The sequence below is a fragment of the Paenibacillus glucanolyticus NBRC 15330 genome (assembly GCF_004000885.1).
Classification (GTDB): Bacteria; Bacillota; Bacilli; order Paenibacillales; family Paenibacillaceae; genus Paenibacillus_AQ; species Paenibacillus_AQ glucanolyticus.
This window is the reverse complement of sequence record NZ_BIMC01000004.1, coordinates 244373-270853: the sequence shown is the minus strand read 5'-3', so window position 1 is coordinate 270853 and position 26481 is coordinate 244373. Positions and strand designations below refer to the sequence as shown.

The window sequence follows — 26481 nt, the reverse complement described above, 5'->3', positions numbered from 1 at the left end:
ATATTTACCATTATATCATGCGAACCCTGGGTCCATGGGATAAAATCTTCGATTGAAAATGTAAACATGTCTCCCCTTCGCAAACAACGGTTTGTCTGAGGCACTATTCAAGCGCTGATTCCACTGCATCTGCACATTAAAAAAACCGGTCAAGGAGTCTCCTTAACCGGTTCATACCACCATGTTTAGCGCCGTTATTTAATGCCTGCCTGTGCATCCTTCACGACTTCAACCGTTTCCTCAAGGCCGGTATCCGAATTAATATAGATCCGGTATTGCGAGCCGTTGATACGTCCGCCAAACTCGTAGCACAGCACATCCTCCGAACGGTCATTCTTAATTAATGCTTTGCGGTGATAAAGCACCTTGAATTCAGGGTTCAGCACTTTCTCCGCTTCTGCAAGACTCATCTTCGGCTGTGGAATTTGCCGCTTCATCTGGTGCTCATATACAAAGTCGCTGGCCTGAAAACCAATGACATCCCCGTTGTCCATCGCCGAACGAACGGTGATTTTCTCCGGATAGATCAGGACGCCGTCCTCTTCACGGACAAAAGAGAAGTTGGCGAGGTTGTCGTATTGGTCAGCTGAAACCACGGTCATGTCGGAGTAACCCTTTTTCGTCAGGAATTGCTGAGCTTTGTCGATGGCATCCTGGACCGATACTTTCTTCGCACCGACCTTGCGCTCATCCGTATAGGAGATCAATTGCCCTCCTTTTTCGGTAAAATCCAGGCTGAGCATATGACCGTTCGGGTGTTTTACCTTAGCTGTATAAGATACCCATTCCGTGCCGCTGCCGTTCTTCGTGACTTGGACCTTGGCCTGGTTGCCAGCATCCGAGAACTTCAGCGCTTTCCGCTTCACATCCTCTTCCGAAATCGGCATGCCTGCCAACTGTTTGACAGAGCGTCTGTCATAAATGCTGCTGACCGACGGACCCCAGTCCAGCTCAGGGTAAGACTCGACTTTTTTGTCTACCGTTTTGAAACCATCGATAATGGAGTTGTCTCCTACCTTGTTCGTGGCAAGTGCTGTTTCTACATCCATCCAGCGCAAGCTGTTGGTGATGACTTTGTTCTGCACATGCTGCAAATCCTTCGTAATTTCGCCGGAGTTGGCATATAGGGATTTCAGCGTTTTAACCTCATTGTCACTTAGCGGTTCCTTGGTGAAATCTCGGACACCTGTTTTATAGGCAAAATTCGATATCCGGGATAAGAATTCTTCGGTCTTGTTGAATGGCAGCAGCGTAAGCGGCAGCTGGCTGATCTCATTCTGTGCCTCGCTGGTCAGACGCCATACATTCATCAAGCCCTTCCGGTGCATCCCCTGGGAAGTAGAACTGACCGCAAGTGTGTTGCCGAGCTCGGCATGGATCCTGTCCATATTGTAGGACAAGTCGTGGAATGCCCGTTGGTATTGGTTCTCGGCGTTAATCAATATTGCGTTTTTCTCTTTATTCTCTTGATATCCCCATACCAGAGCCCCGATCAATAAAATTGTGGCCACAGGAAACAGAATAGCACTTAATCGTTTGTACATGATGCGATAGTCTCCTTTCTTCTACTCACTGAGGTTAGTTTGACTAGAAGGAAGAAGTCTTATGCATATCTGTATAATTACTTCATCATTTAGAAATCTTCCTCAATATCGAAGTGATCCCGGTTGTTGCACAGGCATTGCTTAAACCCGGTTTCGATCCGGCCATCTTCCTTCTTCCCGCGCAGAATAAAGCGCTCACCACAATCTTTGCAAAGGATTTTCACTTTTATACGCAAAAAAAGACACCTCCCACTCTATATTTCCTTGGCTGACAGCCAAGGCCTATAGAATGAAGTGTGCCCTTATTTATTACGTGTTAACCTCTTCCTCCCGTTTTATGAAACGAAAAGGAGAACGGTTGTTAGCCCTTGAGATCTTACCCATGCCGCCATACCATAACAGCACCATCAGCGGCACGATGAACCATATCCATGAATGGGCCAGCAGATTCAGAATCAGGTCATACAGACCGTGCCACATCCAAGGCAGGAGGAGGGACAAAGCTAGGAAAAATCTTCTCCGCTTTCCTTCCGTGAATCTCGCATGCCCCATGTAGTAACCCATGATGACACCGAACATCGCGTGCCCCGAAACGGGTAGCAGTGCCCGCAAGAACATGGGACCAAAAGCAGCCTGACTGTACCACGCGTAAAGCAAGTTCTCTACAGTAGCGAAACCCAGCGATATAGCCGCTGCATAAAGGATACCATCATAAGGCTCGTCAAATTCCTTGTGTTTGAAAATAATATGGTACATCATAAACCATTTCAGAAACTCCTCAACGCCCGCTGAAACGAACAGTGAGTTGACTACCGGATGATCGCCAAGCCATAGTATCATTCCCCGCTGCAAAATCATAATCGGGAAAACGATCAGAACCCCAAGCATAAACACCTTGATCACCATATGCAGGGGTTCTTGATCATACCTATCTTTCAGGTAAAAATACGTGAGCAATGCGAGTCCCGGCGCCAAAGCTGACGCAATTACCGAGAACACCAGCACTAAAAAATTCCCCTTCCGTTAGTTGCGGGCCTGAAGTCCGGCACGCACGCCCACATTGATTAACGCTGACGCTGGAAGTGTGTACAGATTACCTCAACTGCTTGCTGAGGCATCACTTTCTTCCCGTATTCCTCCAGCACAGCTTCCGTTACTGAGGAGGATTCGCCGAATTCAGCCAGCATGGCAATGACCGCCGGCAGCTTCTCGCTGTTCAGTTCCTCAGGATCGAAATACAAAAACCATTTATCCATATAGTGATAGAGCTTACCTGCTCCGTCTACAAGTTCCTTCAACATATGCGATGCTTCAATGAGCACTTCAAAATCTTGAAAAACATAGACGATGGTATCACTTTGATCCAGCGTTACTTCCATTTCATAAATCTCGTCCGGCATATCTTCTTCGGACAAGCTGCTAAAATGGTGATCGTATTTCCCTCTCGTCACAATAACCACCATGCCCTGGGCAGGCAGTGCAAACACCTCAACGGCAAGAGGTCCGGTGGCATCAAACCCGAGTTCACTGTAGGCCTGATCCATCATCTCCGTAAACAGGTCATAAACTTTCGGTATTTCCTGCCACATCTCTTCCTTCTGGATCCCACGCTCACTCAGATCGTCAAACGTGAGGAAAATCCGTATCTTATCTTGACTCAAACGCTCTATTTTCATGACAGGATCCTCCTTACGTAAACAAAAGTTTATAACAAATTATGATGTCTGGATTATGACGTGATAAAAATGGTTTTATATAATTGATTTTATCATTTAATACCCACAAATGCACGTAAATATGTAGCTGAAGAAAAAAGAATCATTCACAGGGATGTGAAGTCCACTCCCCGAGAATGATTCAAAAAGGTGCGTGTCGTTTACAAACCCGGTATGACGGTGTGAGTCTCTTTGAGAATCTGTTCGACTTCGTTCTTCACGTCTGGATTGTTGCGGATAAAGTCCTTTACTTGCTTCAAGTTGGCAGCTTTCGAATGGGTCGATGTCTGTCCACCAGAAGTTCTGTCGGAATGAGTGGAGCCGTTACGGCCTGAACTGGGAGACACGCTTTCATGGCTTGAGCCGTAGTTATGGCTTTTTGTGCCTTGAATTTTACTCATCGCGGTATCCGCAAAGCGGCCCAGGTTCACATCTTTCATCATGGAAGAGAAACCCATGTTTTTACGGGAAATCATCCGGCATGCAACGGCACCGATAATGACACCATATAGAAATGACGAAGTCTTCACAAATGATACCTCCTTCTATGTTAAACTCGAGATTATTGTTCTCGCACCGCCAGGAACTCATGCTACATAAATACAGGAAAGTGAGATGGAATCATGGTTAGAACACGAACAGTCCTTCTGCTGGCCTGCTGTCTTATGCTCAGTGCGTGCGGCAACAACGGCGCTGCTCAGAAGCAAGACGCGGCTGCGGAAGGCGGTAATGTGCCGACAACACAGCAAAATGAAACCGGGCGGGTGCCCCCTCCAAGCGGGAGTACCGACGCTGTAAACGAAACGGACAAGCCTGATCCGGAATTGAGTGCGAATGGATCTCAAGAACCGCCGACGGATGAACCGGATAAAAAGCCGGATGCAGTGGCTTCCGCCAAACCGCAATATCACATGAATAAAGTGTACCGGATTGTACCGAATGACGATTCTGTGCCAGACAAGGTGGTGCTGCTCACGTTTGACGACGGCCCCAAGGATGAGGACATGATCAACCAATTAATTGACACTCTCGACAAACATGAAGCCAAGGCCATCTTCTTCGTTAACGGATATCGAGTGAAAGAAAATCCCGAATTGCTGAAACTTATCCACGACCGCGGTCAAGTGATTGGGAATCATTCCTGGGATCATATCGATCTGAAAAAAGAGAGCAAACAGAACGTAGAGGAACAAATTGGGAATGTACAGAAAATCGTAAAGGAAACGATTGGTACGGAACCGAAGTTCTTCCGACCTCCTTTCGGCTCTGGCGGGGATACCGTCAAGGACATTGCCAAGGATCATGATTTGTTATTCATGACTTGGTCCAACGGCTCGCTGGATTGGGAAAGCAAAAACAAAAACAAACCCGATGCTGTGGTTAACAATGTACTGGAGCAGCTTCATCCCGGCAGCAACATCTTGATGCATGAGCTTCCCTGGACCGTCGAAGCACTTGACAGTCTGCTCACCAAGCTCGAGTCTAAAGGTTATGGATTTGTGGATCCTGGATTGATCGAACCGAAAATAAGATAACCCTCAATACAAAAAAGCCTTAATTCCGCCGTCATCACTTTGACGAGTTGGAATTAAGGTTTTTTGCGCAATGTAATGACATGATATTCCGCCGGACACTTCAAGCGCAGCGGGATGTGCGAGGTGCCAAATCCGCGGCTGATCAACATTCGGGAAGTGTGAAGGCTGTCGCCAACTTTTCTCGGCAGTGAATACCAACCTGATTTAAACTTCTTATAGAAGCGCTCCAGCCGTACGGCACCGGCAAAAGGAAGCACGATCTGTCCCCCATGCGTATGTCCTGCCAGCAGGAGATCACCGTTCGTTTCCTCCCTGTCCTTCACCCAGATCGGATCATGGACAAGGATGATGTGGTATGAATCTTCTTTTGGATTGCCGCGAAATTGCGTATACGGATGCTTTTTGCTTGCTGGCTGCCGAATTCCGCTCAGCGTTATACTCTCTTCATTCTTCTTCAGTGTTATTGTCTTATCACTTAACAAGGCGACCCCTGTCTCGCGCAGAACCTGACGAACCGCATCCTTGCCTGCATATAGATCATGATTACCCAGGACCGCATATACGGGGGCTATACGGAGCAGGACCGACATGTTATGCCTCATCCGCTGAAAGGATACCCCTTTTTCCGTAATATCTCCTCCAAGAAAAACGCAATCCACTGGCAAGAGATTGGAGGTCAGCTTCTGTTCTGACAAAACTCTGCGATGTATATCGGTTATGAACAATATTCGATACCCGTCAAAAGACTGAGGAATACGGTCGGATACAACTTCCTCTTCACGTACGCGATATCCTCCGGCTTCGGACCTCATCCAGCCGATTGTGCCTGCACCAACAGCCGCAGCACCGGCTAACCACATCAACACACTCATAATAACTCCTTTAATAATTCGCTTAATGGAGGCGCGCCGATCAGTCCCCACCACAACAGTCCTACCATTAATAATATGAATATGACAATCAATGAGTTCACAAACCATTTGCTCATTCTGACACGATAGGAGGAATACGTATTCGTTCGTTTAGGCGCCGATACCTCTTCCCCGGATTGACCTGAGCGTGACCTTGTCGATCTGGACCGGCTCAGTCCTTCAGTCGGACTGTCGTCCTGAAGTTTCTGCTCCACCGGTTCTTTATGTACCGATGATTTAGAGCGATTTAATGTATCTTCTGCACGTTGTGACTTTGATGCAGTTCCTTGTTCCGAAGCAGCGGGTGTCTTGTTCTTCCGGCCTTTATTGCGGCTCCGATGTCGTTCCATTCTGCTAAGCTCGTTCATTTTCCTCTTTCCTCCGAAATCGAATCAGCATCCCTGAGATGAAATCAATCAGAAAATGGCACAGTATAGGCGCCCACAGAGTACCTGTATGAATATAGACGTACCCCAGGCCATAACTGCTCAAGAAAACCCATCCTGTAGGAAGCCAATGCTTTAGATATCTGACATGTATAAGCGCGAACAAAATGCTGGTCCAGTAGGGTCCAAATGCATGCTGTACCGCTCCACGAAACAGAAGTTCCTCACATACAGATACAATCAGGGCAATCACCAAAATATGCCATACCGGCCTGTTCCTAAACAACATTTCATTGATTCCGCCGTCATCCATACTATCTTCAGATACAAAACGGGACAATACAAAATCCACAATCAGCATAGCTGCAGCAAGACCAAGACCCCAATATACAAACTCGACTTCTTTCGGAATGACAAACAGCTCAAACGGATTCCTCTTTTGAAACAAGATCCAGATCAAACCCACAATGAGGGTTAAGGCTTGGGTAAGATACAGATTGATAAGCAGCAGTCGGTCATTCAGTTGATGGGCTTCGATTCTTTTTACGCGTATTTTAAATTTTTTCATAGAAGATGGGCCTGTCTTTCATCTTGATATTTTAGGATAATCTTCGTGTACAACCTCAGTGATATAAGATTGATTCCATCATAGGCGGGCATAAGCATCATAGCAAATTACCGGCATGGTATTCAAGGCTATCCCCTGTTTCTTCGCTCTAAGGACGGAATAAACACCTATTGACACAATGTTAGAGCCATGATACATTATGAAAAAATTAATCTGTGAAAACCGATGATGGAAAAAAGAAGCTGCAACGTCCTCAGAGAGCCGATGGTTGGTGGAAATCGGTGGCGGTAAAGTATTCTTGAGCGTTCCTGAGATATTTCGCTGAACATTGAAGTAGGCGTAAATCGGATGATATCCGTTACCAATCATGGTCTGAACAGACCGCTTGAGGCTGCAGCAAGACAGCAGCGAATAAGGGTGGCACCACGAATAACTCTCGTCCCTTACTACGGAAGTAGTATGCGGATTGAGAGTTTTTTATGTTCCTGATTCTTTGTCACGACACCGCGTCAAACCTGTATAGAATTCTTCTGGCTTTACTAGGCAATCTTTGAACGTGTATAACGGAATGCGCGCCAAGCGTAATCCTTATTCAATATTGCAGTACCGCATTTATAGAGGATTTTAAGGAGGAAGAGAAACCATGTTTAAAGTATTGGTATCGGATCCGATCAGTGATTTGGGGATTCAGCAGTTGATGGATGCTGCCGATGTGCAGGTAGACAAAAAAACCGGGCTCAGTGAAGATGAGCTCACTGCCATTATCGGTGAATACGACGGACTCCTCGTACGGAGTCAGACACGTGTAACAGAACGCATTATGAATGCAGGAACAAACCTCAAGGTGGTTGGCCGGGCTGGTGTCGGTGTTGACAATATTGACCTGGAAGCCGCTACGAAGCGCGGTATCGTTGTCATTAACGCTCCGGATGGCAATACGATTACAACGGCCGAGCATACCTTTGCTATGATGATTGCCCTTGCCCGCCATATCCCGCAAGCCTATGCAAAAACTATAGGCGGATCCTGGGATCGCAAATCCTTCCTCGGCGTCGAGCTGCGCAATAAAACGCTTGGCGTTATGGGAATGGGACGAATCGGCAGCGAGGTTGCCAAACGCGCCAAGGCATTCGGCATGAACATACTTGCCTTTGATCCGTTCTTAACGGAGGAGCGTGCAGACAAACTCGGCGTGAGTCTCTCCTCGGTGGATAACATTATCCGCAATGCGGATTTCATTACGGTCCATACTCCGCTTACTCCTGAGACCCGCCACATGATCGCAAGACCGCAGTTTGAAGTGATGAAACGCGGCATGCGTATCGTGAACTGTGCACGCGGCGGTATTATCGACGAGCGCGCACTGGTCGAAGCCATTGATGAAGGCATTGTAGCTGGAGCTGCTTTTGACGTATTCGAGCATGAACCGCCGGAAAGCGACCATCCGTTCCTGACCCATCCAAAGGTGATCGTGACTCCGCATTTGGGTGCATCTACGATTGAGGCTCAAGAGAACGTAGCCATCGATGTATCGGAGCAGGTGCTGCATATTTTGCGCAATGAGCCGTTTAAGAATGCCGTCAACTTCCCGCTTGTAGCAGCAAGCGTCATGAACAAACTCCAGCCATACTTCTCCCTCGGTGAGAAACTCGGCAGTGTGGCCGCGCAAATTACCGCGCACGCTGTGAAGGAGATTCATGTCGACTATGCGGGCGAGCTGGCTGAAGTGGATACCCAAGCGTTGACACGCTACATCGTAAAAGGCGTGCTTGAGCGTCATCTCGGAAACGAAGTGAACATTGTAAACTCCATGCACCTGGCCAAAAGCCGTGATCTGCATGTCGTTGTATCTCAAACACCAAAAACGAAAGACTTTACCAATCTGGTTACCGTTACGCTTAAAACCCAAAACGGTCTGGAGCGGATTGTAGCCGGTACACTCCTTCTCGGTTATGGGGAACGGATTGTCCGCCTTGACAAATTCCCGGTCGATATCTCGCCGGAAGGTCATCTGATTCTGATCTCTCATAACGATAAACCGGGCATTATCGGTCGTGTCGGGACGCTGCTTGGCGAGAACGATGTCAACATCGCCTCCATGCAGGTGGGCCGTAAAGTCATCGGCGGCGAGGCTATCATGCTTCTGACCGTAGATAAGGACGTGCCTAAAGATGTTCTGATCAAACTCACAGGGCTGGCAGAACTGAACACCGCGCAACAAATTGCACTGGGCTAAACAACTGATTCAGATAAACGCGGGTTAGTCGATGTTCCACGTAGAACAAGATTAACCCCTTTATTTCAACAAAAAAACACGCTCCATGTGAGCGTGTTTTTTCTTTTGTGCGGGCATTCCCTATGATTCTACCGCTTTTGTGGGAATGATCATCGTAAATATGGTGCCTTTGCCAACCTCACTCGTTGCGTTAATCGTTCCGTGATGCGCAGTCACGATGTTTTTCACAATGGCGAGACCAATACCGGTACCCACCGTTTCACCTCTTACACGCGCTTTGTCCGCCTTATAGAACCGTTCGAAAACAAAGGGCAGATCTTCGGGCGGAATGCCGACACCCTGGTCGCAGATTTTCACCTGAAGTGCTTCATCGTCCAAAAGGGTGATCCGGTCTGCGGTGATCTGGATTTGCTTGCCTGAAGGGGTGTGACGGAAAGCATTATCCAGCAGATTCGTAAGCACCTGCTCCAGCTTATCTTCGTCTGCTGCTTCAAGCATCAGATTCGGATGAAGTTTATTCAACTGAAGATCAATTTCCCGCTCCTTGGCACGCACGGCGAATTTCCGGTATACCCGCTCGCACAATTCACCGGCATCCATTTTCCTCAGTGACAACTCCGCGTGTCCCGCTTCCATGCGTGTCAAATCAAGCAGATCCTTCACCAAGCGCCCCATCCGTAGAGATTCCTCATGGATGACCTGGATAAGCTCCCTGCTCTCTTCCGGCGAAGCCGCCATGCCGTCAAGCAATGCTTCGCTGTAACCCTGCATCATCGACAGCGGTGTCCGGATTTCATGTGACACATTCGCAATGAAATCCGTACGCATCTTCTCCAGGGTCACCTGCTCGGTAATATCCCTGAGCACGACAACAGCGCCCCGGATCATATCGTCCGCGTACAGCGGGGCCATATGGGCCGACCATATCCCCTGCTTGACATGCAGGTCTGCACTCTGGTCCCTGCCTTCGTTCACGGTGCTGTAATAGAGCTCGCTCAGCGGCTTCGGCATTACATCAGCGGCCCAGCCGCCCCCTTGCAGCTCATCATCCCACTGCAGTCCCTTCCAGGTCTTCATGATTTCCTGTCCGGGCGGGTTCACCAGTATTACTTGACCATGATGGTCAAAGGTAATGACCGCGTCACTCATACTTCTCAGCACGCTGGACAGATGCTCCTTCTCATGGTTCAAATTACGAATATTTGTCTCCAGTTCGGCTGCCATATGGTTAAACGTATTGGCCAATTCACCGATCTCATCACTGGTTACCAGATTCAATCGTGTTCCGTATTTCCCTTTCCGAATATCATTGGCAGCCTCAATCAATTGCTGCATGGGCTGCGTGATCTTGGTTAACAGAAACAGTCCAAAAAAGGTGGTCATCGAGAATCCGATGATCGCCACATAAGTAAATAAACGTTTGATGGCATCCGAATTCGCAAACGTGGTGTCGATATACGGCAGCAAAAATAATCCGAGCGTCAGCAGTACGCACGCAACCAAACAGGTTATCGTAATCCACAGCTTGCCGACGAGTGATCTCCAGAAACTCACGTTACTTCGGTACCTCCAGCTTGTAGCCCACTCCCCACACGGTTGTAATCATCGCTGCGGAATCGGAGGATGCCTTATTCAACTTCTCGCGCAATCGCTTCACATGGGTATCCACTGTGCGAAGATCACCGAAAAACTCATAATTCCATACATCCTTAAGCAGTTCTTCACGAGAAAACACTTTATCTGGCGAGGATGCCAAATAGTGAAGAAGTTCGTATTCTTTCGGCGTCAGGCTGATTTCGTGTCCTCCTGCCGTCACGCGGTGAGCGTCGTGCTCTATGACGAGATGCGGGAATACGATGCTGTTGCTTGGATTCGTTTCCTTGCTCAGGTAGGCAGTCGCTGAAGACCGGCGTAAAATAGCTTTTACACGATAGATAACCTCGCGCGGACTGAACGGCTTCACGACATAATCGTCGGCCCCCACTTCAAAGCCCTGTACGCGATTGATCTCCTCGCCCTTGGCAGTCAGCATCAGGATCGGCGTAGACTTCACCTGACGAAGACGCGTGCACACCTCGACGCCATCCATGCCGGGCAGCATGACATCCAGAATAACAAGTCCATAATCTTCTGAGCTGGCTTTGCGAAGCGCGGTCTCCCCATCCTCCGCCTCTTCGATTTCATAACCTTCCTTCTCCAGATACATCTTCAACAATCGACGAATCCGTTCTTCATCATCTACAACAAGGATACGATTTCCGTGCTCTGACATTGGCAGCAGCTCCTTCATGTTTATAGGGAAAATCAGAAGTGGCCCTCTTGAATAGGAAAGGGCCCTTCTGATTGTTAATTCATTGCTATTAAGTTAACCATTAATCGGTTCCGGCATAAGAGTGCAGGCCCGCAATAATCAAGTTAACGCCCACCAGCGTGAACATGACAACGATAAAGCCAATAACGGACAGCCAAGAGGAATGTTTGCCCTGCCAGCCCCGTGACAGCCGCAGATGGAGATATACGCTGTAGAAGAGCCAGGTGATAAGCGCCCATACTTCCTTTGGATCCCAGCCCCAGAATCGGCCCCAGGCAATTTCCGCCCAGATCATGGCGAATATGAGTCCGCCGAGCGTAAATACCGGGAAACCAATCGCAATGGCGCGATAACTGATCTCATCCAGATCATCCGGATCCAGTCTGCCGAGCGCAGGCTGGATGAACTTCGCCAGCGGCTTGCGCAGAATGAGACGGAGCAGACCGTACAGGATCAAACCGCTGAGCAGCGACCATATTACTGTATTCAGCTTACGTCCTGCATTCACCCCGTGCATCCATGACGGAGCTTCCATGAGCGGAGATTTCATGCCCAGGAAGGATTGCATACTCTCCGTCTCACTCTTATATGGTGCAACAAGTGGAGGCATGTTATATTCCACTTTTACTATTGTACTATTTTCTGTCTTCGGGTCAACCAATGTCTGATTAAACTCGGCCTGATATCCGCCCGCACGGAAGCTGTATACCGACAAAATAAATCCGATCAGTACCACGATGGCAAACATGCAGAGCTCAAGCCAGCGCTGTTCCCTGCGCGAGCCCTTGTCAGTTCCGCTAAAGTTAACGGTACGAAGCAGGTGCATCAATCCGGCTATAAAACCGACGGCAAAAAACGCATCACCCAGCGCCGCCAATGTCACGTGAATCCCCAGCCAGTAGGATTGAAGCGAAGGAATGAGCGGCTGTACCTGCTGCGGAAATACGGCTGCATAAGCCATGATCAGTATAGCCAGCGGCAATGCAAACAATCCGAGCAGCGATTTTTTGTAGATAAAATAAAGGACAAGAAAAGCAATCATGATGGCCATCGACAAGAAGGACATAAACTCATACATGTTGCTGACAGGCACATGCCCCGAGCCTGCCCATCTTGTAAAGAAGTACAGCAAGTGGCCGATTAAACCGATCGTTGCTGTAACAAATGCAATCTTGCCCCACTTAGCCAAATGAGCTTCCGGATCCCGTTTACGGAACCGGCGTCCCATAACGGCAAGTGCATACATGATGAATGCCGCGCAGTATAAGGTAAAGGCTACAATAAAGGCGTCGCCGCTAAACTCAATTAGTTTCATCCTTACTCCCCCTGTTATTCTCCAATGACTTTTCATCGACTTCGATATTCATTTGCTTGAGGATCGCGGAGATTTCCTTGCGAAGCCCAAACCAGTTTTTGTTCGTATGTGCGCCGAGAGTCAGTGTTTCGTTATCAATACGCAGCCAGATCCGGCGATGGGTGAAATAAAAGCCCATAATCAATCCAATCATGCCGATAAAACAACCCACCCATATGAATGGCATCGCTTTATCCACACGAATGTTCAAATACGTCGTAGATTCCGAAAAGTCCACATCATCCATGCTGAGTACGTCCAGCGATACGAGCGACTCCCCACCCGCCAGCTGTGCATTGATTGCTTCCTGATTGAACCGTTCCTTATCGAGCTGCTTGGGAAAGTAGAAGTATTGAATGCCTTCCTTCGGCAGATCAGGCCCCTTAATCAGAAATAAGAATGCAGGCGCATTCGGGTTGGGTGACAGGTTGACCGGATTACCGTTATCGCCAAGTCCAAAATCAGTAAAGGATTGTGTAAGCGTTAACGTATATTCCCCTGCCTGATACTCCCTCTGGGGATCATTGATCGATAATGTAATCTTGCCAAATTCTTTACCGCTCTTACTATCAATCAGCACCGGCGAAACCGTACGAAGAATCGGGGTCAGGTCATAATCGAATTGGTAAGCTTTAAACCCTTTGTAATTGAGCGGATGATTAACCTCAATGTTATGGCGTGTCAATTCCACGAGCTGAGGCTCTTTATCCAGTCCATCGCAATTGGCCTCACACATATACAGAACAGCCTGGGTTTGGAATTCTTTTGGCAGCACTTTGTTCTTGCCTTTGAATTCTTCAGGCATATCCTCTTCCGTGTAGAATTCAACCTTAAATCCATTATTCAACAAATAATAACTGGTGTTCTTGATGTGCACAGGTTCCCCCTCGGGAAATGCCATGTGCTCGTCCATGTGCAGTCCGGGCAAATTCCGTCCGAGAACTGCAAGCAGGAATATAATGAGACCGATATGAAGCACATAAGGACCCCAGCGGCTGAACCGCTGCTTCTCTGCCAGAAGCGTCCCGCCGTCCGTGCGAACCCGGTAGCCCTTCTTCTTGATCATCGGCTTCACCCGTTCGACCCACTCTGCTCCATCCTCCCCAACCTGCCCTTGATAGACAACTTTCTGACGGGTAAGAAATGACATATGCTTCGGGATACGCTGTCTGCTGAGTGCCTTGTAGAGCGGCAGCACGCGATCAAGACTGCAGATGACAAGCGATGCGCCGATCATGACGAGCAGCAGCACGAACCACCATGATGTGTATGTATGTGACAGCCCGAGCAAGTAGTATATATGCCCCAGCTGCCCGTACTCCTCTTTGTAATAAACCGAGGGGTCAATATTGAGGAATGTGCTCTCTTGCGGAAAAATGGTCCCCAAAGAGGAGCCAATCAGGGTCAGCAAGATCAAATAAATGGCTACCTTTACCGAAGAAAAGAAATTCCATACCCGATCAATAATACCGGGATTTGCTTTTTGTGATCGACGGGCCACCCCGTCATAACGCATTTCCAGAACCGGCTGGGCCTCTGCTTCTTCGGTCAACGGCTTGCCGCATGCCTCGCAAAGGACCGTCCCCGTCGGATTCTGGTGTCCGCAATCACACTTTGTGTTTTGGATCAAAGGCTTGGAACCTTGACTCATTTCGCATTCACCAACTGTTCAATTTGTTTGTCAAGGGTGTTCAAATCCAGTTCGCCTATACGAATATGGTCTATCTTGCCGGAGGCGGAAACAAAGAAGGTTGTTGGCATGGGTCCGACGCCAAAGCTGGCAACGGCATCCCGCTTAGGGTCCATCAAGATGGGGAACTGAACTCCCGTCTGAGCCACAAAATTCTCAACGGTCATCTTGTTCTCTCCCACATTTATGCCAATGATCTCAACGCCCTGACTGCTCCATTTCTCCCACTGAGCTTGAAGAGCCGGCATTTCCCGCACGCATGGCGGACAGTAGGTGCCCCAGAAATTAATAACCCTGGCTTTACCTTCATATTCACTCATGGTATGTACTTTGCCATCCATGCCTAGAAGTTCAAAATCCGCTGCCTTCTGTCCCACTTTGGGAACCTCGTCAGAGCCGAATACAACCGTTGCAACGGCGTACACTCCGACCAGGATGATGGCAAGCAGAATAACAATCTGTACGCTTTTCTTCGATTTGCCCATAAAGCAGCAGCTTCCTTTCTATGACATTCATCATATCGTATACTACGGGTGTGAACATCCTATGAACAATTATAACGAAATTTGTCATAAACGCCGCTCGCCATTTTGAATATTATGTGTCGGGTTTAACGTTTTTTCTTCGGATTCCCGCCTGGCTTCGCGGCTTTGGCCATCTGCATGAGCTGGTTGATTTCATCCGCTGTTAGATGGCGGTACAAGCCACGTTTTAAATTTTGTAGGAGCAGATCCCCGTAAGAGATTCGTTTCAAGCGCAATACCGGATGGGAAATGGCCTCAAACATCCTTCTCACTTGACGGTTACGGCCTTCGTGAATGGTGATGGATATAACGGATTGCTTATTATCAGGATCAACATCCTTGTATTCCACTTCGGCTGGCGATGTCATGCCGTCCTCCAGCATAATCCCCTGGCGCAGCTTGTCCAGCTCAGTGCCATGAGGCACCCCTTTCACAGTAGCCAAATAGGTTTTTGGCACATGATATTTGGGGTGGCTGAGCAGATTGGCAAATTCGCCGTCATTGGTCAGCAGCAGAAGTCCTTCTGTATCGTAATCCAATCGTCCAATCGGATAGACGCGCTCTTTTATGCCCTTCAGATAATCCGATACAATTTTTCGACCTTCGGGATCAGAAGCACTCGTAATGACTCCCTTCGGTTTATTCAGCATGACATATACCTTTTTCTCATGCTTGATCGGTTTGCCAGAAACCGTGATCATATCCTGGGCTGGATCGGCCTTCGTGCCGAGTTCGGTAACGGTCTCTCCGTTCACCTGCACCTTGCCTTCAAGAATCAATTCCTCGCACTTGCGGCGGGAAGCGACTCCGGCCTGTGCCATAATTTTCTGTAATCTCTCCATGTTCGTTAGGTCACCTCATCCCTAATGATAACCATCGACAGGATAAATCACAAGCGCGTTCCATGGAAAATGTGCTCCAGGGCAGGAGTCGGAGTGTGGAAATAAGTATAGCGGAGAAATATCATGAAGCCTGGATAGCTCCAAAATGATTTTGCTGGCGGTAAAAAGCTGGGTTTTCTGATCCAAATTCATGGACTCGTAACCGAGATTGAAGTCTCCTTCCAGGCAGATGTGTATGTGACCCCGCCGCATCAGCACAGACGAGGAAGAAACCGACCCATCCGGGTGGATCTTGAAATCCCAATTCGGCGGCTCCTGCTCGCATACGGTATGATGAATAACAAAACCCTCGAATTCCACTTGCGCCACCCCCACTACAATTCGTAATTGCAGCAGTATATGACACCGTGAAACCAAGGGTATAGGCATACGTCCTGTTACATCGAAAAACGTCCCGTCTTGTTGCATACCTTATCATACCATCGCACACTCCATAGGATATAGGGCTAACCAAAAACCAGCAAACAAACGGCGATTGCGGCAATAAACCCAACCAAATCGGAGAACAGCCCCACCTTCAGCGCATAACGTCCGTTGCGAATACCAACTGCGCCAAAATAAACGGTCAGCACATACAAGGTTGTATCCGTGCTCCCCTGTATAGTCGAAGCGATCCGGCCAATCATGGAATCCGGGCCGTATGCCCTGATCAGTTCCGTGGTGTAGGCAAGTGAACCGGTGCCTGTCAGGGGACGGAGTATGCCTAGCGGCAGTATCTCGCTTGGCACTCCCAATGAATGAAGAAAAGGGCCCGTCCAGCCCACAAAAAACTCCAGCGCGCCGGAAGATCGGAAAACACTGATTGCCACCATCATGCCGACCAAATGCGGAATGATCCCAATCGCCGTGGAGAAACCGTCTTTGGCTCCATCCACAAACGATTCATATACGGGAACTTTGCGTGTATAAGCGTACAGAGGAATGAAGGCGATAATGACGGGAATGGACCATGCGGATACGAGGTTAATCCAAGACAGCAAAGTTCATCACCCCTTTACGTCCGGGCCCAGGCTTGTACCGATTCCCGGCGCCTTCTGGCGACGAATCGTGCGTCTGCGGTACCACCTGTCAGCCATAATTGCTGCCGCAGTAGCAACGGCTGTAGCCAATAACGTGGTGCCTACAATCTCTGAAGGATTGGCCGATTCATAATTCAGCCTGATCGCGATCAGCGTGGTGGGAATTAGCGTAATGCTGGCTGTATTTAATGCAAGCAGCGTACACATTGCTGGAGAAGCCGTCTCCTTGTCCGGATTCAGCTTCTGAAGCTCCTGCATCGCTTTAATTCCCATCGGCGTTGCCGCATTGCCCAGACCGAACAAATTAGCGCTCATATTTGACAGTATATAACCCATCGCGGGATGATTCTTGGGCACATCCGGGAACAGAAAGCGAACAACTGGCCCCAGCAGCTTGGCAACCTTTTTCAGCAGGCCCGAATCTTCTGCCAGCCGCATCATGCCAAGCCAGAACACCAGTATGCTGATCAGACCGAAGGAGACTGTCACCCCTGTTTGAGCTCCGTCAAATGCGGCTTTTGTGACGCTGTCAATGTTCCCGTTAATAGCCGCAAAACCAAACCCGACCAGTATCATCCCCATCCAAATCAAATTAATCATCTCTTCGCCCCCAGTTCGATGCCTCGCTGCATGAGAGTGTAAACAACTCTTCAGCGAAGACTAGTTATGATTGGCCCTGAACAGATGCCTGATCACTTCTCCGGCCGACTGCCATAATGACAACGAACCCAGCGGTCCGGATGTGCTTCTGGACTTCTGCATGACGTCCGGGGTTTCAGGAAGCCTGCTTCCTTCTTCGTAAACAGGAACTTTACCTATGCTGACGTTATCCAGCAGCAGTTCAATATGGCCGCGAAGTCCGAACGAAACATCCGGCGCAGTCGCTTTATGCAGAACGAGTCTCTTCACCAGGCGACTCTCCTCATCATGCGCAAACGCATAGGTGAAGGAACTTCCCGTGACAAGGGTGTATCCCTGGATTTTCTGCCCTTTTTCGGTAACCTTCTTTAGAGGAAAATGGGCAAATCCGTAATCCAGCATGTTGGAATGGTCGTTCCAGTCATTACCATCGTTCAGCGTTACGGCTGCAATCTGCTGGCCATTCCGGGTGGCGGAGCTCACCAGGCAGCGGAATGCTTTTTTGGTGTAGCCAGTTTTAACACCGTCGGCCCCTTCATAGAAACGAAGCATTTTGTTCTTATTGTCCCACTTGTAGTCCCATGACTCGTTTGGATTAGGCGCTTTTTTGGTTGGTGTTTTGACAATTTCACTAAAAACAGGGTTCTTGAGTGCGTAAGCCGTCAGTTTGGCCATATCATTAGCCGAAGAGTAATGCTCGTCATGATCCAGTCCATGCGGGTTCATGAAATGCGAGTTCGTCATGCCAAGCTGGGCTGCCTTTTCGTTCATCAGCATCACAAAGCCTTCCTCTGTACCGCCGACATGCTCGGCAATGGCTGTAGCGGCATCGTTACCCGAACGAAGCATGAGGCCGAACAGTAAATTCTCAAGGGTCATCTCCTCGCCCAGCTTCAAAAAGATAGAGGAGCCTTCCTTGGCAAAAGCATTTTTGGAGATCTTGACACGGTCGTCCAGCTTGCCATGTTCAATCGCCACAATGGCTGTCATAATCTTTGTCAGGCTGGCGATTCTTAAGCGCTCATCACCGTTCTTGCTGTAAAGCATCCTCCCGGAAGTCACATCGATCAGCGCTGCGGCCTGAGCATGGTTCGCTGGCCCTTTCTCATGATCTGCATACACCACGGGCGCAATCGTAACCAGCAAGCAGCATACAGCGATTAACATGGATAACAAGGACTTGCCTTTTTTCCATTTCATTTTCATCATCTTATCCTCCGGTGTTCAGAAATCTTGTACAAGTATATGTCGCCTTCGCTTAAGGTATGTCCAATTCATCAGAGAAACGTCTATCGACGGATTTATACAGTTGCCATGGGGCGTTATTTAGAGGAGGTTTTCCTGCACGCATCATCTTAACGGCAAAAATCCCTTCCGTTAGGAACGGAAGGGATATGCTTGCTCCAATCAGTACGCAGGCGGTGGTGTTGTGCCAGTGCTGTTGCCTGTTTGAAACATCGACTGAATTTGCTCAAGCAAATACGGGGTTGAATCAATGATCCGTTCGAACAGATGGGTCTGGTTATCCAGCGGCACGATGTGCACGCCTTCTTTTCCTACGACTAGAAAAGCAATCGGTCTGATGGATACGCCACCGCCGCTGCCTCCGCCAAAAGGATGGGAAATATGGTCGCTATGCGTCCCGTCTGTGGAATGATGGTGTGTGCCACCGGCTTCAACATTGTAGTCGCTGCCGCCAGCTGCAAAACCAAAGGCCACTTTACTGATGGGCAAGATTACGCTGCCGTCAGGTGTATTAACGGGGTCGCCAACGATCGTATTTACGTCCACCATTCCCTTGATGTTCTCCATTGCCGTTTGCATCAAGCCTTGAATAGGGTGTTCTGCCATGATCTAACTCCTCCTTTCACCTTTAACACGCGAACTATAAGTACCAGTCCAGCATACATAGCTTTTCCGCAGGAGATTTTCGCTATACAGTATAGTTCAGTGGAAATTTGCGGCGGGCCATTAAATATCGGCACTACATCGATTTGAGGCATGTCCTTCATGTTTAAACGGTGGGACATCCATCCAAGAAGCGTATGCTTCACCCCATGCAGCATCCCGGTTGCAACGGCCGTATCTGCCGCATGTTCCAAGGCAATCCGCGTCGACCATCGGACATCCATGAGATGAACCGCCGCCATCGTCTGCTTAACCCATTTTTTAAGACCTTTCGTCGATAATAATGCCCGCACATAATCCCTGTATCGAATGGTTCTGCTTGAAGAAATCTTCTCCTTGTTAGAACCTAACGGGATCCCCTGTTCTCCGGGAACGGTCTCCTTCTTATATTCAATGCCACCGTTGGCCAGATGAAAGGGGACTTCATATTTGCGCGTAATCAAACCGAAAATCATCTTAAGTTCCGCTAACGCTTTATATTCATCTTTTCTTAGAACCACATCCAGCTTAATCGTTATCTTGGAACTCAGCACAACGATCAGCAATACGATGAGGAGGACAACCAGACCGACCGCCAGAAAAATCCAAACCCTCACAAAGTAACCCCCAAAACGAACTTAGTAAAATGTAATCCGCTTGGCTTAGTATGGCAAAATCTCCTCAAAATGATGCGAAAACGATCCCAGGTTCCCGATTTCATGTACTTTCAATCAAAAAAAAATCCCGGACGGTGAATTCACCACGCCCAGGATCAGCTCTTACTTAAGGCTTATAATATTGAATAATGGCTAGCTTTCCTCCACATCATCAAATGTAAGCTGACGACCATCAAGCTTATCAAACAGCAGCTGCGTTTCCTCTTCCAGATTATCGGTATCCTCAAACTGCGACGGCTCCGGCAAATCCTTGATATTGGCAAGTCCGAAATATTCGAGGAACGATTTGGTTGTACCATACAGAATGGGTCTGCCAATCGCCTCCGCTCGCCCGACTTCCTCGATCAAACCTTTACTGACAAGGGTGTGAATTGCCCGCTCGGACTTAACGCCGCGAATATCTTCAATCTCTACGCGCGTAATCGGCTGCCGATAGGCAACGATGGAGAGTGTTTCCAGCGCTGCTTGAGACAGTGAAGACCGTGAAGGCGAATAGGCCAGGCGTTCAAAATACGGCGCATGCTCAGACAATGTAGCCATTTTATAGCTTCCCGCGATTTGAACAATCTGAATTCCGCGCTCCTGACGCTCCCACTCCTCCTTCATATCCTCAAGCGCTTCGCCAACCAGGCCATCCGACTGCTCGGTGATCTCAGCAATTTGCCTTACCGACAAGCCCTCTTCCCCCGATAGGAACAGAAGCCCCTCAATAATCGATTTCAGCTTCGGATAATCCATCAACACGTTCTTCCCCTCTCCACTCCATGACAATATCTTCAAACAACTTCTCTTGATAGCACAATATCTGTTTCATTTTCATCAATTCCAAAATGGCCAGGAAAGTCACTACGATTTCATGCCGTTCCATCTCTTCGTGAAGCAGCTTGGAGAACAGCACACGTCCTCCCGGTCCCACTTGCTCCAGGGCATCCATGACTTGACGAATCCGATCCTTTACCGATATTTCATCCCGCTGAATACGGGCATACGATGTACGTTTGACTGCTTTGTTTAACGCTTTTTGAAAAGCACTGATCAAATCTGAAATGTGCAGCCCCAGCACCGGGTTCTCTTCCACCTCAGGCATAAAAGGAGTGAGGTCTTCCGCTTCCTTGGAGTAGATCAGACTCCGCTCCCATTCCTTCTCATGAAGATGGCGGGCAATGCCTTTGTATTTGCGATATTCGATCAGCTTCTGTATAAGCTCCGCTCTCGGATCCATGTCGTCCTCATCATAAAAATCGAACTCGTCCATTTCGATAACCGGGGGCTTCGGAAGCAGCAGCTTGCTCTTTATAGACAGCAGCGTTGCAGCCATTACCAGAAATTCGCTTGTAATTTCGAGCTCCAGCTCCTGCATATTGTGCAAATAGGCCATGTATTGTTCGGTAATCTCGCTGACGGGGATATCCTGGATGTCGATTTCCGCTTTATCAATCAAATGCAGCAGCAGATCGAGCGGTCCTTCAAACGTTTCCAGCTTGTATAATACGGTCACGGTGAATCCTCCCGCCAAAAAATAAAATGCAGTGCTCTGAAAAAGAGCACTACATTAAATAAGCACTATTTTAGGCTTTTCGTCAAGTTTGCCATTTCGATGGCCGCCATGGCTGAATCCCAGCCTTTGTTACCGGCTTTCGTTCCCGCACGCTCCACGGCTTGTTCGATATTCTCTGTCGTTACCACACCGAAAATGGTAGGTACGCCGGTCTTCAGGTTAATGGCCGATACGCCCTTAGCCACTTCGTTGCACACATAATCATAATGGGTAGTGGAGCCGCGGATGACGGTTCCCAGGGTGATTATGGCATCATACTTGCCGCTTTCTGCCATCTTCTGGGCAATGAGCGGGATTTCAAACGCTCCCGGCACCCAGGCCACATCGACTTCATTCTCCTGGGCTCCGTGGCGCTTCAATGCGTCGAGTGCGCCGCTCAGCAGCTTGCTGGTAATAAATTCATTGAAACGACCCACGACAATACCGTATTTCAGACCTTCGGATACTAATTTACCTTCAAATATTGTTGCCATAATGGGATGACTTCCTTTCGGATTGGAGTTTATATAAGGTCTCACTGGTGTTTACAATTGCTCCTTGAAGCCCGCTGCGCTGACGGCTGCTGCTTCCGATCGCTGTTAACTCCTGATTTCAGGATTTATTTTCCAAGGTGGAAATCAGGAGTTAAAGGCGACCGCTAACGCTTCTCCAGCAGCATTCCGTCCTCTTCGCTCGGTCTGTCTAAGTAGCAACCAAAAAACCAGATTGACCTTTTATTTTGTTGGTGATTAGTTGGTGCTCTCGTTTTGCTCGATATCATCGAATTTCAGCATATGACCGAGCTTCGCTTGCTTCGTATGAAGATAACCGGTGTTATCCTCGTTCTCCGGCATCTGGATCGGCACGCGTTCCACGACCTCCAGGCCATAGCCCTCCAAGCCTTTGATTTTGCGCGGATTGTTTGTCAGCAGGCGGATCTGCCTTACGCCCAGATCCTTCAGAATCTGAGCTCCGATGCCGTAATCCCGCAAATCGGCGGCAAAGCCAAGCTTTAGGTTCGCGTCAACCGTGTCCAGACCTTCTTCCTGCAGTTTATAAGCTTTCAGCTTATTGATCAGGCCAATGCCACGCCCTTCTTGACGCATGTAGAGAAGAACGCCTCTTCCCGCCTCATCAATTTGACGGAGTGCCGCCTCGAATTGAGGACCGCAGTCACAGCGATGGGAGTGAAACACATCACCTGTCAGGCACTCGGAATGCACACGCACCAGGACAGGCTCGCTGCCGTCAATCTCCCCTTTCACCAAGGCAATATGCTCTTTATTGTCCACATCGTTGGTATAGGCAACAGCCTGGAACACGCCGAAATCGGTAGGCATCCGTACAGATACCTCTCGCTGGACAAGCTTTTCCTTCTCATTGCGGTAATGAATCAGATCCTTGATGCTGATCAGCTTCAAGTCATGTTTCTTGGCAATCTCCACCAGATCCGGAAGTCGTGCCATTGTACCGTCCTCCTTGATCACCTCACAGATGACCCCGGCAGGATAGGACCCGCTTAATCTGGCAAGATCTACAGCAGCCTCTGTATGGCCGGCCCGGCGAAGGACTCCGCCGTCTTTGGCTATAAGGGGAAACATATGCCCCGGTCTGCGAAAATCAGCCGCGGTTGCGCTTGAATCCATGATGCCCCGAACGGTCACGGACCGTTCATAAGCGGAGATGCCTGTCGTGGTATGCTTATGATCAATAGAAACCGTAAAGGCCGTTCCATGATAGTCCGTGTTCTGGGTAACCATCGGTTTAAGATCAAGCTCCTGTGCCCGGGACTGCGTCATCGGCAGACATACCAGCCCCCGGCCTTCCGTAATCATGAAATTAATGACTTCCGGAGTTGCCTTGTCGGCAAGTGCGATGAAGTCCCCTTCATTCTCACGGTCTTCATCGTCTACTACAATGACAACCTTGCCTTCCTTCAAATCTGATAACGCCTCTTCGATGGTATGAAATGAAAAGCGCTCTTCCATTGCTACTCCTCCTTCTTCTCATGGAGATACCTGTATGAATATCAGCTAGGCAAATCCATGCTCGGCAAGGTAATCCCTGCTGATTCCCGGGTTCGGCCCACGTCTGCTGCCCGCACCCTCCGAGCCGTAATGCAGCAAGTGGTCCACATATTTACCAAGAATGTCGCATTCGATATTAATCGTATCGCCCGCTTTTTTATAGGCCAGCACAGTCTCGGCCAGCGTGTGGGGGATGATGGAAACCGTAAAGGAGGAATCCGTTGTTTTCACAACGGTCAAGCTGATTCCATCCAGTGTAACCGAACCTTTGGGGATGATGTATTTAAACACGTCATCTTGCGAAGGTGCAATCTCATAGACCACCGCATTCTGATCAGCCTGCACGCTGCGAATCACGCCGACTCCATCCACATGTCCCTGGACGATGTGGCCCCCGAATCTGCCTCCGGCCGCCATTGCCCGTTCAAGATTCACCTTTCCACCTGGTTGAAGCTCCTTAAGGTTGGTATTTCTATAGGTTTCAGGCATTACGTCAACCGTAAATATCCCTCGATCTATCGTCGTTGCAGTCAAGCATACGCCATTGACCGACACGCTGTCACCCAGCTTCAAATCCTCCATGATCCGGCTGGCCGAAATGCTCAGCAGCATGGCTTCGCCTTTGCGGCCAATTCGCCTCATCTCACCTATTTCCTCAACCAATCCCGTAAACACAGGCTTCCCTCCTTCCTTCCCGATGTCTTACATCCAGACCGGAATGCCGGTGATGTAAATATTGTCGCCCAGTCTTTTACTTTCAAGCCCTGTCAGCACAATGGCTTGGTTCATTTGCTCATAACCGCTAAACATGAAATTCCCCGGAGCATCGTACCCTCCAATGATTTTTGGGGCAATAAACTGGATAAGCCGATCCACAAGCTTCTGTTCCAGCATGGCGCCGTTCAGTGTGCCGCCTCCTTCAAGCAGAATCGAGGAAATGCCCATCTGGCCGAGCTTCGCTATGGCCGCCTTCAGATCAACGCGCGGACCTTCCCCGCATGGGATCACTTGAACACCCCGCTCCTCCAGCAATGTCCGCTTGCCTTCATCTGCCTGCTCCGTTGTCAAAATCCAGGTGGGCGCCGTTCCGTCCGATACCACATGACTATCAAGCGGCATTCGCAGGCTGGAGTCCACAATGATCCTGACCGGATGCAGCCCTCCAACACTCAGTCTCGTTGTCAGGCTTGGATTGTCCGCAATAACCGTGGACACCCCGACCATAATGCCTTGATGACGATGACGAAGTGTGTGAACTAGCTCCCTGGATTCTTCGCTCGATATCCACTTGCTGTCACCGGTTTTCGATGCAATCTTGCCATCCAGCGTGCTTGCTGTCTTCAACGTGACGAACGGCTGACCCGTCGTAATGAATTTAATGAAGGCTTCGTTTAAGCGAAGCGCACGTTCTCTCAAGATCCCTGTCACGACCTCGATTCCGGCTGCCCGCAGCATCTGGATGCCTTTGCCCGCAACGAGCGGATTCGGGTCCTCACACGCAACGACCACTCGCTTGACCCCTTCGGCGATCAACCTTTCGCTGCAAGGAGGTGTCGCTCCGTAGTGGCTGCAAGGCTCCAGCGTCACATACACCGTGCTGCCAGCCGCTTTGGTTCCGGCCATGTTCAAAGCATGAATCTCGGCGTGCGGGGTTCCACGCTCCATATGGGTTCCCACTCCTGCAAGCGCACCATTCTTCACAATGACACAGCCGACAACCGGGTTGATACCGGTCTGTCCTTGAGCACGTTCGGCCAGGTCCAGTGCAAGTGACATATAGAATTCATCGTTGACGATATCCATGGTACACATGGGCCCCCTCTCACAACCTCCATAAAAAATAAAGTGATCGATGTACATTCCACATTGTTAGACTGCAGTTAGCAGTAATTGGTCTTGCGATATCATAAAAGCCCCTGTTTCAAAGGGGGCATACTCTCTGATATCTAAAAAAGCCCTGCTTCAGATTCAGAAGAATCGGAACAGGGCTTGATGGAAGTTAAAGGATGACAAGGTAAATAACCGTCATGAACGCAGGTTTTGCCTACAACAAACAACTCAAAGCCATACACAGCGACAACAAATAATCGCCAAAGCCTGCTTTGATTCGCATGTGAAAACCTGCACATAACGCATGTCACGATCTGTGCATAGACACGACTGCACTTGCTGCCGCCAATGTGTCTTTCACTCCTTCTCCCATCCAGACTATACTGTCGGTCCCGGATTTGCACCAGGTCCACCGCATACGGTGTCATTCACACACGTATCCGGGTCACGGACTAAGATGCAGTCATTGGCTAACATTACGTTAAGCCCACTGCATTCATCACCGCCGGTAGGGAATTTCACCCTGCCCCGAAGGATTAAACTTATGAAGTTGTTTTATCTTATGATGAATCTTATCACCACCTTTTGAAAATTGCAAGGAAAAACCACTAACTTTTTTTAAGCACATAACTTTAATATCCATTTCCCATGACCTGCTGTTTTCTTAAATGATGCGCTGGGAGCAGGAGTATCCTGTCGTAAGAGAGAACATAATTGATGGATAAACATGAGGTATTGATCTCTGTTAAAAAGGAGCAAACAACGATGAAAACATCCCTGGACATCATCGTCCGACCTACGGAAATTGACGTCAATGGACATGTAAACAATGCTAAATACCTGGAGTATCTCGAATGGGGCCGAGAAGAATGGTACGAGGCAGGGGACCTCCGGTATGACGTGCTAAAACAACTCGGTGTCCAAACCGTAACCGTCAACATTAATATCAATTATCGCAAGGAGTGCGGTCAAGGCGATCGGTTGACCATCTCGACCGAGCCGAAATCTGTCGGACGGACGAGTTATGTCATGCTGCAGCAGATCCACAACAAGGAAGGTGAACTGTGTGCAGATGCAGAGGTAACCAGTGTAGCCATGGATCCCCATACTCGCAAAAGCAGATCAGTTCCGGAGGAGCTTCGCAGATTATTTCCTTCGTAATCCGCATCCCCGATTTTCTAATTACCAT

General features: G+C 48.9%; 29 protein-coding genes, 1 riboswitch and 1 other annotated feature. Of the genes, 3 read left to right on the top strand and 26 right to left on the bottom strand.

All coding sequences use genetic code 11. The features are described 5' to 3' along the window. Nucleotides 1-194: 194 nt before the first annotated feature. The 5 genes from ypeB to PGL02S_RS09285 all read right to left on the bottom strand — a co-directional run bounded on the left by ypeB (nt 195) and on the right by PGL02S_RS09285 (nt 3789). Nucleotides 195-1544 carry a germination protein YpeB gene (ypeB, locus tag PGL02S_RS09300; protein ID WP_036636823.1) on the bottom strand — a complete coding sequence of 450 codons (1350 nt, stop codon included), beginning with the start codon at nt 1542-1544 and terminating at the stop codon, nt 195-197. Between the two features lie 89 nt (nt 1545-1633). Continuing rightward, on the bottom strand, nt 1634-1780 hold the full coding sequence (locus PGL02S_RS28110) for a hypothetical protein (RefSeq protein WP_006209446.1): 147 nt from the start codon (nt 1778-1780) through the stop codon (nt 1634-1636). Nucleotides 1781-1853: 73 nt separating this feature from the next. Then, nucleotides 1854-2549, bottom strand: a complete 696-nt coding sequence (gene prsW / locus PGL02S_RS09295) for a glutamic-type intramembrane protease PrsW (RefSeq protein ID WP_006209445.1) — start codon at nt 2547-2549, stop codon at nt 1854-1856. 59 nt (nt 2550-2608) lie between these two features. Beyond that, nucleotides 2609-3220 carry a genetic competence negative regulator gene (locus tag PGL02S_RS09290; RefSeq protein WP_006209444.1) on the bottom strand — a complete coding sequence of 204 codons (612 nt, stop codon included), beginning with the start codon at nt 3218-3220 and terminating at the stop codon, nt 2609-2611. A 200-nt stretch (nt 3221-3420) separates the two neighbouring features. After that, on the bottom strand, nt 3421-3789 hold the full coding sequence (locus PGL02S_RS09285) for a hypothetical protein (protein WP_006209443.1): 369 nt from the start codon (nt 3787-3789) through the stop codon (nt 3421-3423). Nucleotides 3790-3882: 93 nt separating this feature from the next. On the opposite strand from PGL02S_RS09285, the gene PGL02S_RS09280 reads away from it, so the two are divergent. Next, entirely contained in the window at nt 3883-4794 is a 912-nt protein-coding gene (locus PGL02S_RS09280; protein WP_036636821.1) for a polysaccharide deacetylase family protein, read from the top strand. A gap of 53 nt (nt 4795-4847) precedes the next feature. Here the strand turns inward: PGL02S_RS09280 and PGL02S_RS09275 are convergent, their stop codons facing one another. From PGL02S_RS09275 to PGL02S_RS09265, 3 genes are read right to left on the bottom strand one after another with little or no spacing between them, the layout of a single operon-like run. After that, complete coding sequence (locus PGL02S_RS09275) at nt 4848-5654, bottom strand: metallophosphoesterase (protein ID WP_255308621.1); 807 nt, start codon at nt 5652-5654, stop codon at nt 4848-4850. Between the two features lie 8 nt (nt 5655-5662). Further along, nucleotides 5663-6073, bottom strand: coding sequence for a hypothetical protein (locus PGL02S_RS09270; RefSeq protein WP_006209440.1), 411 nt, complete (start codon nt 6071-6073; stop codon nt 5663-5665). Then, nucleotides 6060-6659 carry a CPBP family intramembrane glutamic endopeptidase gene (locus PGL02S_RS09265; protein ID WP_006209439.1) on the bottom strand — a complete coding sequence of 200 codons (600 nt, stop codon included), beginning with the start codon at nt 6657-6659 and terminating at the stop codon, nt 6060-6062. Before PGL02S_RS09265 ends, PGL02S_RS09270 begins: the two co-directional genes overlap by 14 nt. 216 nt (nt 6660-6875) lie before the next feature. Continuing rightward, nucleotides 6876-7106 (top strand) — a binding site (T-box leader). A gap of 196 nt (nt 7107-7302) precedes the next feature. On the opposite strand from PGL02S_RS09265, the gene serA reads away from it, so the two are divergent. Continuing rightward, nucleotides 7303-8895: a phosphoglycerate dehydrogenase gene (gene serA, locus PGL02S_RS09260; RefSeq protein ID WP_006209438.1), complete on the top strand. Its 1593-nt coding sequence runs from the start codon at nt 7303-7305 to the stop codon at nt 8893-8895. 120 nt (nt 8896-9015) lie between these two features. On the opposite strand, the gene PGL02S_RS09255 is transcribed toward serA, so the two are convergent. The 18 genes from PGL02S_RS09255 to ribD all read right to left on the bottom strand — a co-directional run bounded on the left by PGL02S_RS09255 (nt 9016) and on the right by ribD (nt 25265). Continuing rightward, nucleotides 9016-10449, bottom strand: a complete 1434-nt coding sequence (locus PGL02S_RS09255) for an ATP-binding protein (protein ID WP_036636815.1) — start codon at nt 10447-10449, stop codon at nt 9016-9018. Between the two features lies 1 nt (nt 10450). Further along, nucleotides 10451-11167: a response regulator transcription factor gene (locus tag PGL02S_RS09250; protein WP_036637029.1), complete on the bottom strand. Its 717-nt coding sequence runs from the start codon at nt 11165-11167 to the stop codon at nt 10451-10453. Nucleotides 11168-11267: 100 nt separating this feature from the next. Beyond that, entirely contained in the window at nt 11268-12521 is a 1254-nt protein-coding gene (gene ccsA, locus PGL02S_RS09245; protein ID WP_036636814.1) for a cytochrome c biogenesis protein CcsA, read from the bottom strand. Further along, nucleotides 12508-14211: a cytochrome c biogenesis protein ResB gene (gene resB / locus PGL02S_RS09240; protein WP_036636812.1), complete on the bottom strand. Its 1704-nt coding sequence runs from the start codon at nt 14209-14211 to the stop codon at nt 12508-12510. Before resB ends, ccsA begins: the two co-directional genes overlap by 14 nt. Continuing rightward, complete coding sequence (locus PGL02S_RS09235; RefSeq protein ID WP_036636810.1) at nt 14208-14735, bottom strand: redoxin domain-containing protein; 528 nt, start codon at nt 14733-14735, stop codon at nt 14208-14210. The genes resB and PGL02S_RS09235 overlap by 4 nt, the downstream gene beginning before the upstream one ends. A 125-nt stretch (nt 14736-14860) precedes the next feature. Continuing rightward, nucleotides 14861-15616 carry a pseudouridine synthase gene (locus tag PGL02S_RS09230; RefSeq protein WP_006209431.1) on the bottom strand — a complete coding sequence of 252 codons (756 nt, stop codon included), beginning with the start codon at nt 15614-15616 and terminating at the stop codon, nt 14861-14863. Nucleotides 15617-15637: 21 nt separating this feature from the next. Beyond that, complete coding sequence (locus PGL02S_RS09225) at nt 15638-15976, bottom strand: hypothetical protein (RefSeq protein ID WP_006209430.1); 339 nt, start codon at nt 15974-15976, stop codon at nt 15638-15640. 146 nt (nt 15977-16122) lie between these two features. Beyond that, complete coding sequence (locus tag PGL02S_RS09220; RefSeq protein ID WP_006209429.1) at nt 16123-16656, bottom strand: spore maturation protein; 534 nt, start codon at nt 16654-16656, stop codon at nt 16123-16125. 6 nt (nt 16657-16662) lie between these two features. Next, nucleotides 16663-17295 carry a nucleoside recognition domain-containing protein gene (locus PGL02S_RS09215; RefSeq protein WP_006209428.1) on the bottom strand — a complete coding sequence of 211 codons (633 nt, stop codon included), beginning with the start codon at nt 17293-17295 and terminating at the stop codon, nt 16663-16665. Between the two features lie 60 nt (nt 17296-17355). Continuing rightward, nucleotides 17356-18543 carry a D-alanyl-D-alanine carboxypeptidase family protein gene (locus tag PGL02S_RS09210; protein WP_036636808.1) on the bottom strand — a complete coding sequence of 396 codons (1188 nt, stop codon included), beginning with the start codon at nt 18541-18543 and terminating at the stop codon, nt 17356-17358. A 198-nt stretch (nt 18544-18741) separates the two neighbouring features. Further along, nucleotides 18742-19185: a GerW family sporulation protein gene (ytfJ, locus tag PGL02S_RS09205; RefSeq protein WP_006209426.1), complete on the bottom strand. Its 444-nt coding sequence runs from the start codon at nt 19183-19185 to the stop codon at nt 18742-18744. Next, nucleotides 19158-19838, bottom strand: a complete 681-nt coding sequence (locus PGL02S_RS09200; RefSeq protein ID WP_006209425.1) for a DUF2953 domain-containing protein — start codon at nt 19836-19838, stop codon at nt 19158-19160. Before PGL02S_RS09200 ends, ytfJ begins: the two co-directional genes overlap by 28 nt. Nucleotides 19839-20030: 192 nt before the next feature. Then, entirely contained in the window at nt 20031-20636 is a 606-nt protein-coding gene (gene scpB, locus PGL02S_RS09195; RefSeq protein ID WP_006209424.1) for an SMC-Scp complex subunit ScpB, read from the bottom strand. Beyond that, on the bottom strand, nt 20605-21396 hold the full coding sequence (locus tag PGL02S_RS09190) for a segregation and condensation protein A (protein WP_006209423.1): 792 nt from the start codon (nt 21394-21396) through the stop codon (nt 20605-20607). Before PGL02S_RS09190 ends, scpB begins: the two co-directional genes overlap by 32 nt. 65 nt (nt 21397-21461) lie before the next feature. Next, a complete protein-coding gene (ribH, locus tag PGL02S_RS09185) occupies nt 21462-21929 on the bottom strand; it encodes a 6,7-dimethyl-8-ribityllumazine synthase (RefSeq protein ID WP_006209422.1) in 468 nt (155 codons plus the stop codon). 255 nt (nt 21930-22184) lie between these two features. Beyond that, nucleotides 22185-23423, bottom strand: coding sequence for a bifunctional 3,4-dihydroxy-2-butanone-4-phosphate synthase/GTP cyclohydrolase II (locus PGL02S_RS09180; RefSeq protein ID WP_006209421.1), 1239 nt, complete (start codon nt 23421-23423; stop codon nt 22185-22187). 45 nt (nt 23424-23468) lie between these two features. Further along, on the bottom strand, nt 23469-24137 hold the full coding sequence (ribE, locus tag PGL02S_RS09175) for a riboflavin synthase (RefSeq protein ID WP_036636804.1): 669 nt from the start codon (nt 24135-24137) through the stop codon (nt 23469-23471). A gap of 27 nt (nt 24138-24164) precedes the next feature. Further along, complete coding sequence (ribD, locus tag PGL02S_RS09170; RefSeq protein WP_036636802.1) at nt 24165-25265, bottom strand: bifunctional diaminohydroxyphosphoribosylaminopyrimidine deaminase/5-amino-6-(5-phosphoribosylamino)uracil reductase RibD; 1101 nt, start codon at nt 25263-25265, stop codon at nt 24165-24167. Between the two features lie 384 nt (nt 25266-25649). After that, nucleotides 25650-25832, bottom strand: a riboswitch (FMN riboswitch). Between the two features lie 225 nt (nt 25833-26057). On the opposite strand from ribD, the gene PGL02S_RS09165 reads away from it, so the two are divergent. After that, nucleotides 26058-26453 (top strand): acyl-CoA thioesterase, encoded by a 396-nt coding sequence (locus PGL02S_RS09165; RefSeq protein WP_036637027.1) that lies wholly within the window; start codon nt 26058-26060, stop codon nt 26451-26453. Nucleotides 26454-26481 lie beyond the last annotated feature (28 nt).

Bases quoted from the DNA above. Each gene is read 5' to 3' on its own strand.
- PGL02S_RS09250 (WP_036637029.1), bottom strand. From the start codon at position 11,167: ATGTCAGAGCACGGAAATCGTATCCTTGTTGTAGATGATGAAGAACGG.
- PGL02S_RS09280 (WP_036636821.1), top strand. From the start codon at position 3,883: ATGGTTAGAACACGAACAGTCCTTCTGCTGGCCTGCTGTCTTATGCTC.
- ypeB (WP_036636823.1), bottom strand. From the start codon at position 1,544: ATGTACAAACGATTAAGTGCTATTCTGTTTCCTGTGGCCACAATTTTA.
- resB (WP_036636812.1), bottom strand. From the start codon at position 14,211: ATGAGTCAAGGTTCCAAGCCTTTGATCCAAAACACAAAGTGTGATTGC.
- ribH (WP_006209422.1), bottom strand. From the start codon at position 21,929: ATGGCAACAATATTTGAAGGTAAATTAGTATCCGAAGGTCTGAAATAC.
- PGL02S_RS09215 (WP_006209428.1), bottom strand. From the start codon at position 17,295: ATGATTAATTTGATTTGGATGGGGATGATACTGGTCGGGTTTGGTTTT.
- PGL02S_RS09235 (WP_036636810.1), bottom strand. From the start codon at position 14,735: ATGGGCAAATCGAAGAAAAGCGTACAGATTGTTATTCTGCTTGCCATC.
- PGL02S_RS09265 (WP_006209439.1), bottom strand. From the start codon at position 6,659: ATGAAAAAATTTAAAATACGCGTAAAAAGAATCGAAGCCCATCAACTG.
- scpB (WP_006209424.1), bottom strand. From the start codon at position 20,636: ATGGATTATCCGAAGCTGAAATCGATTATTGAGGGGCTTCTGTTCCTA.
- ribD (WP_036636802.1), bottom strand. From the start codon at position 25,265: ATGGATATCGTCAACGATGAATTCTATATGTCACTTGCACTGGACCTG.
- PGL02S_RS09230 (WP_006209431.1), bottom strand. From the start codon at position 15,616: ATGGAGAGATTACAGAAAATTATGGCACAGGCCGGAGTCGCTTCCCGC.
- PGL02S_RS09270 (WP_006209440.1), bottom strand. From the start codon at position 6,073: ATGAACGAGCTTAGCAGAATGGAACGACATCGGAGCCGCAATAAAGGC.
- serA (WP_006209438.1), top strand. From the start codon at position 7,303: ATGTTTAAAGTATTGGTATCGGATCCGATCAGTGATTTGGGGATTCAG.
- PGL02S_RS09180 (WP_006209421.1), bottom strand. From the start codon at position 23,423: ATGGAAGAGCGCTTTTCATTTCATACCATCGAAGAGGCGTTATCAGAT.
- ccsA (WP_036636814.1), bottom strand. From the start codon at position 12,521: ATGAAACTAATTGAGTTTAGCGGCGACGCCTTTATTGTAGCCTTTACC.
- PGL02S_RS09165 (WP_036637027.1), top strand. From the start codon at position 26,058: ATGAAAACATCCCTGGACATCATCGTCCGACCTACGGAAATTGACGTC.
- ytfJ (WP_006209426.1), bottom strand. From the start codon at position 19,185: ATGGCAGAACACCCTATTCAAGGCTTGATGCAAACGGCAATGGAGAAC.
- PGL02S_RS09290 (WP_006209444.1), bottom strand. From the start codon at position 3,220: ATGAAAATAGAGCGTTTGAGTCAAGATAAGATACGGATTTTCCTCACG.
- PGL02S_RS09210 (WP_036636808.1), bottom strand. From the start codon at position 18,543: ATGATGAAAATGAAATGGAAAAAAGGCAAGTCCTTGTTATCCATGTTA.
- PGL02S_RS09275 (WP_255308621.1), bottom strand. From the start codon at position 5,654: ATGTGGTTAGCCGGTGCTGCGGCTGTTGGTGCAGGCACAATCGGCTGG.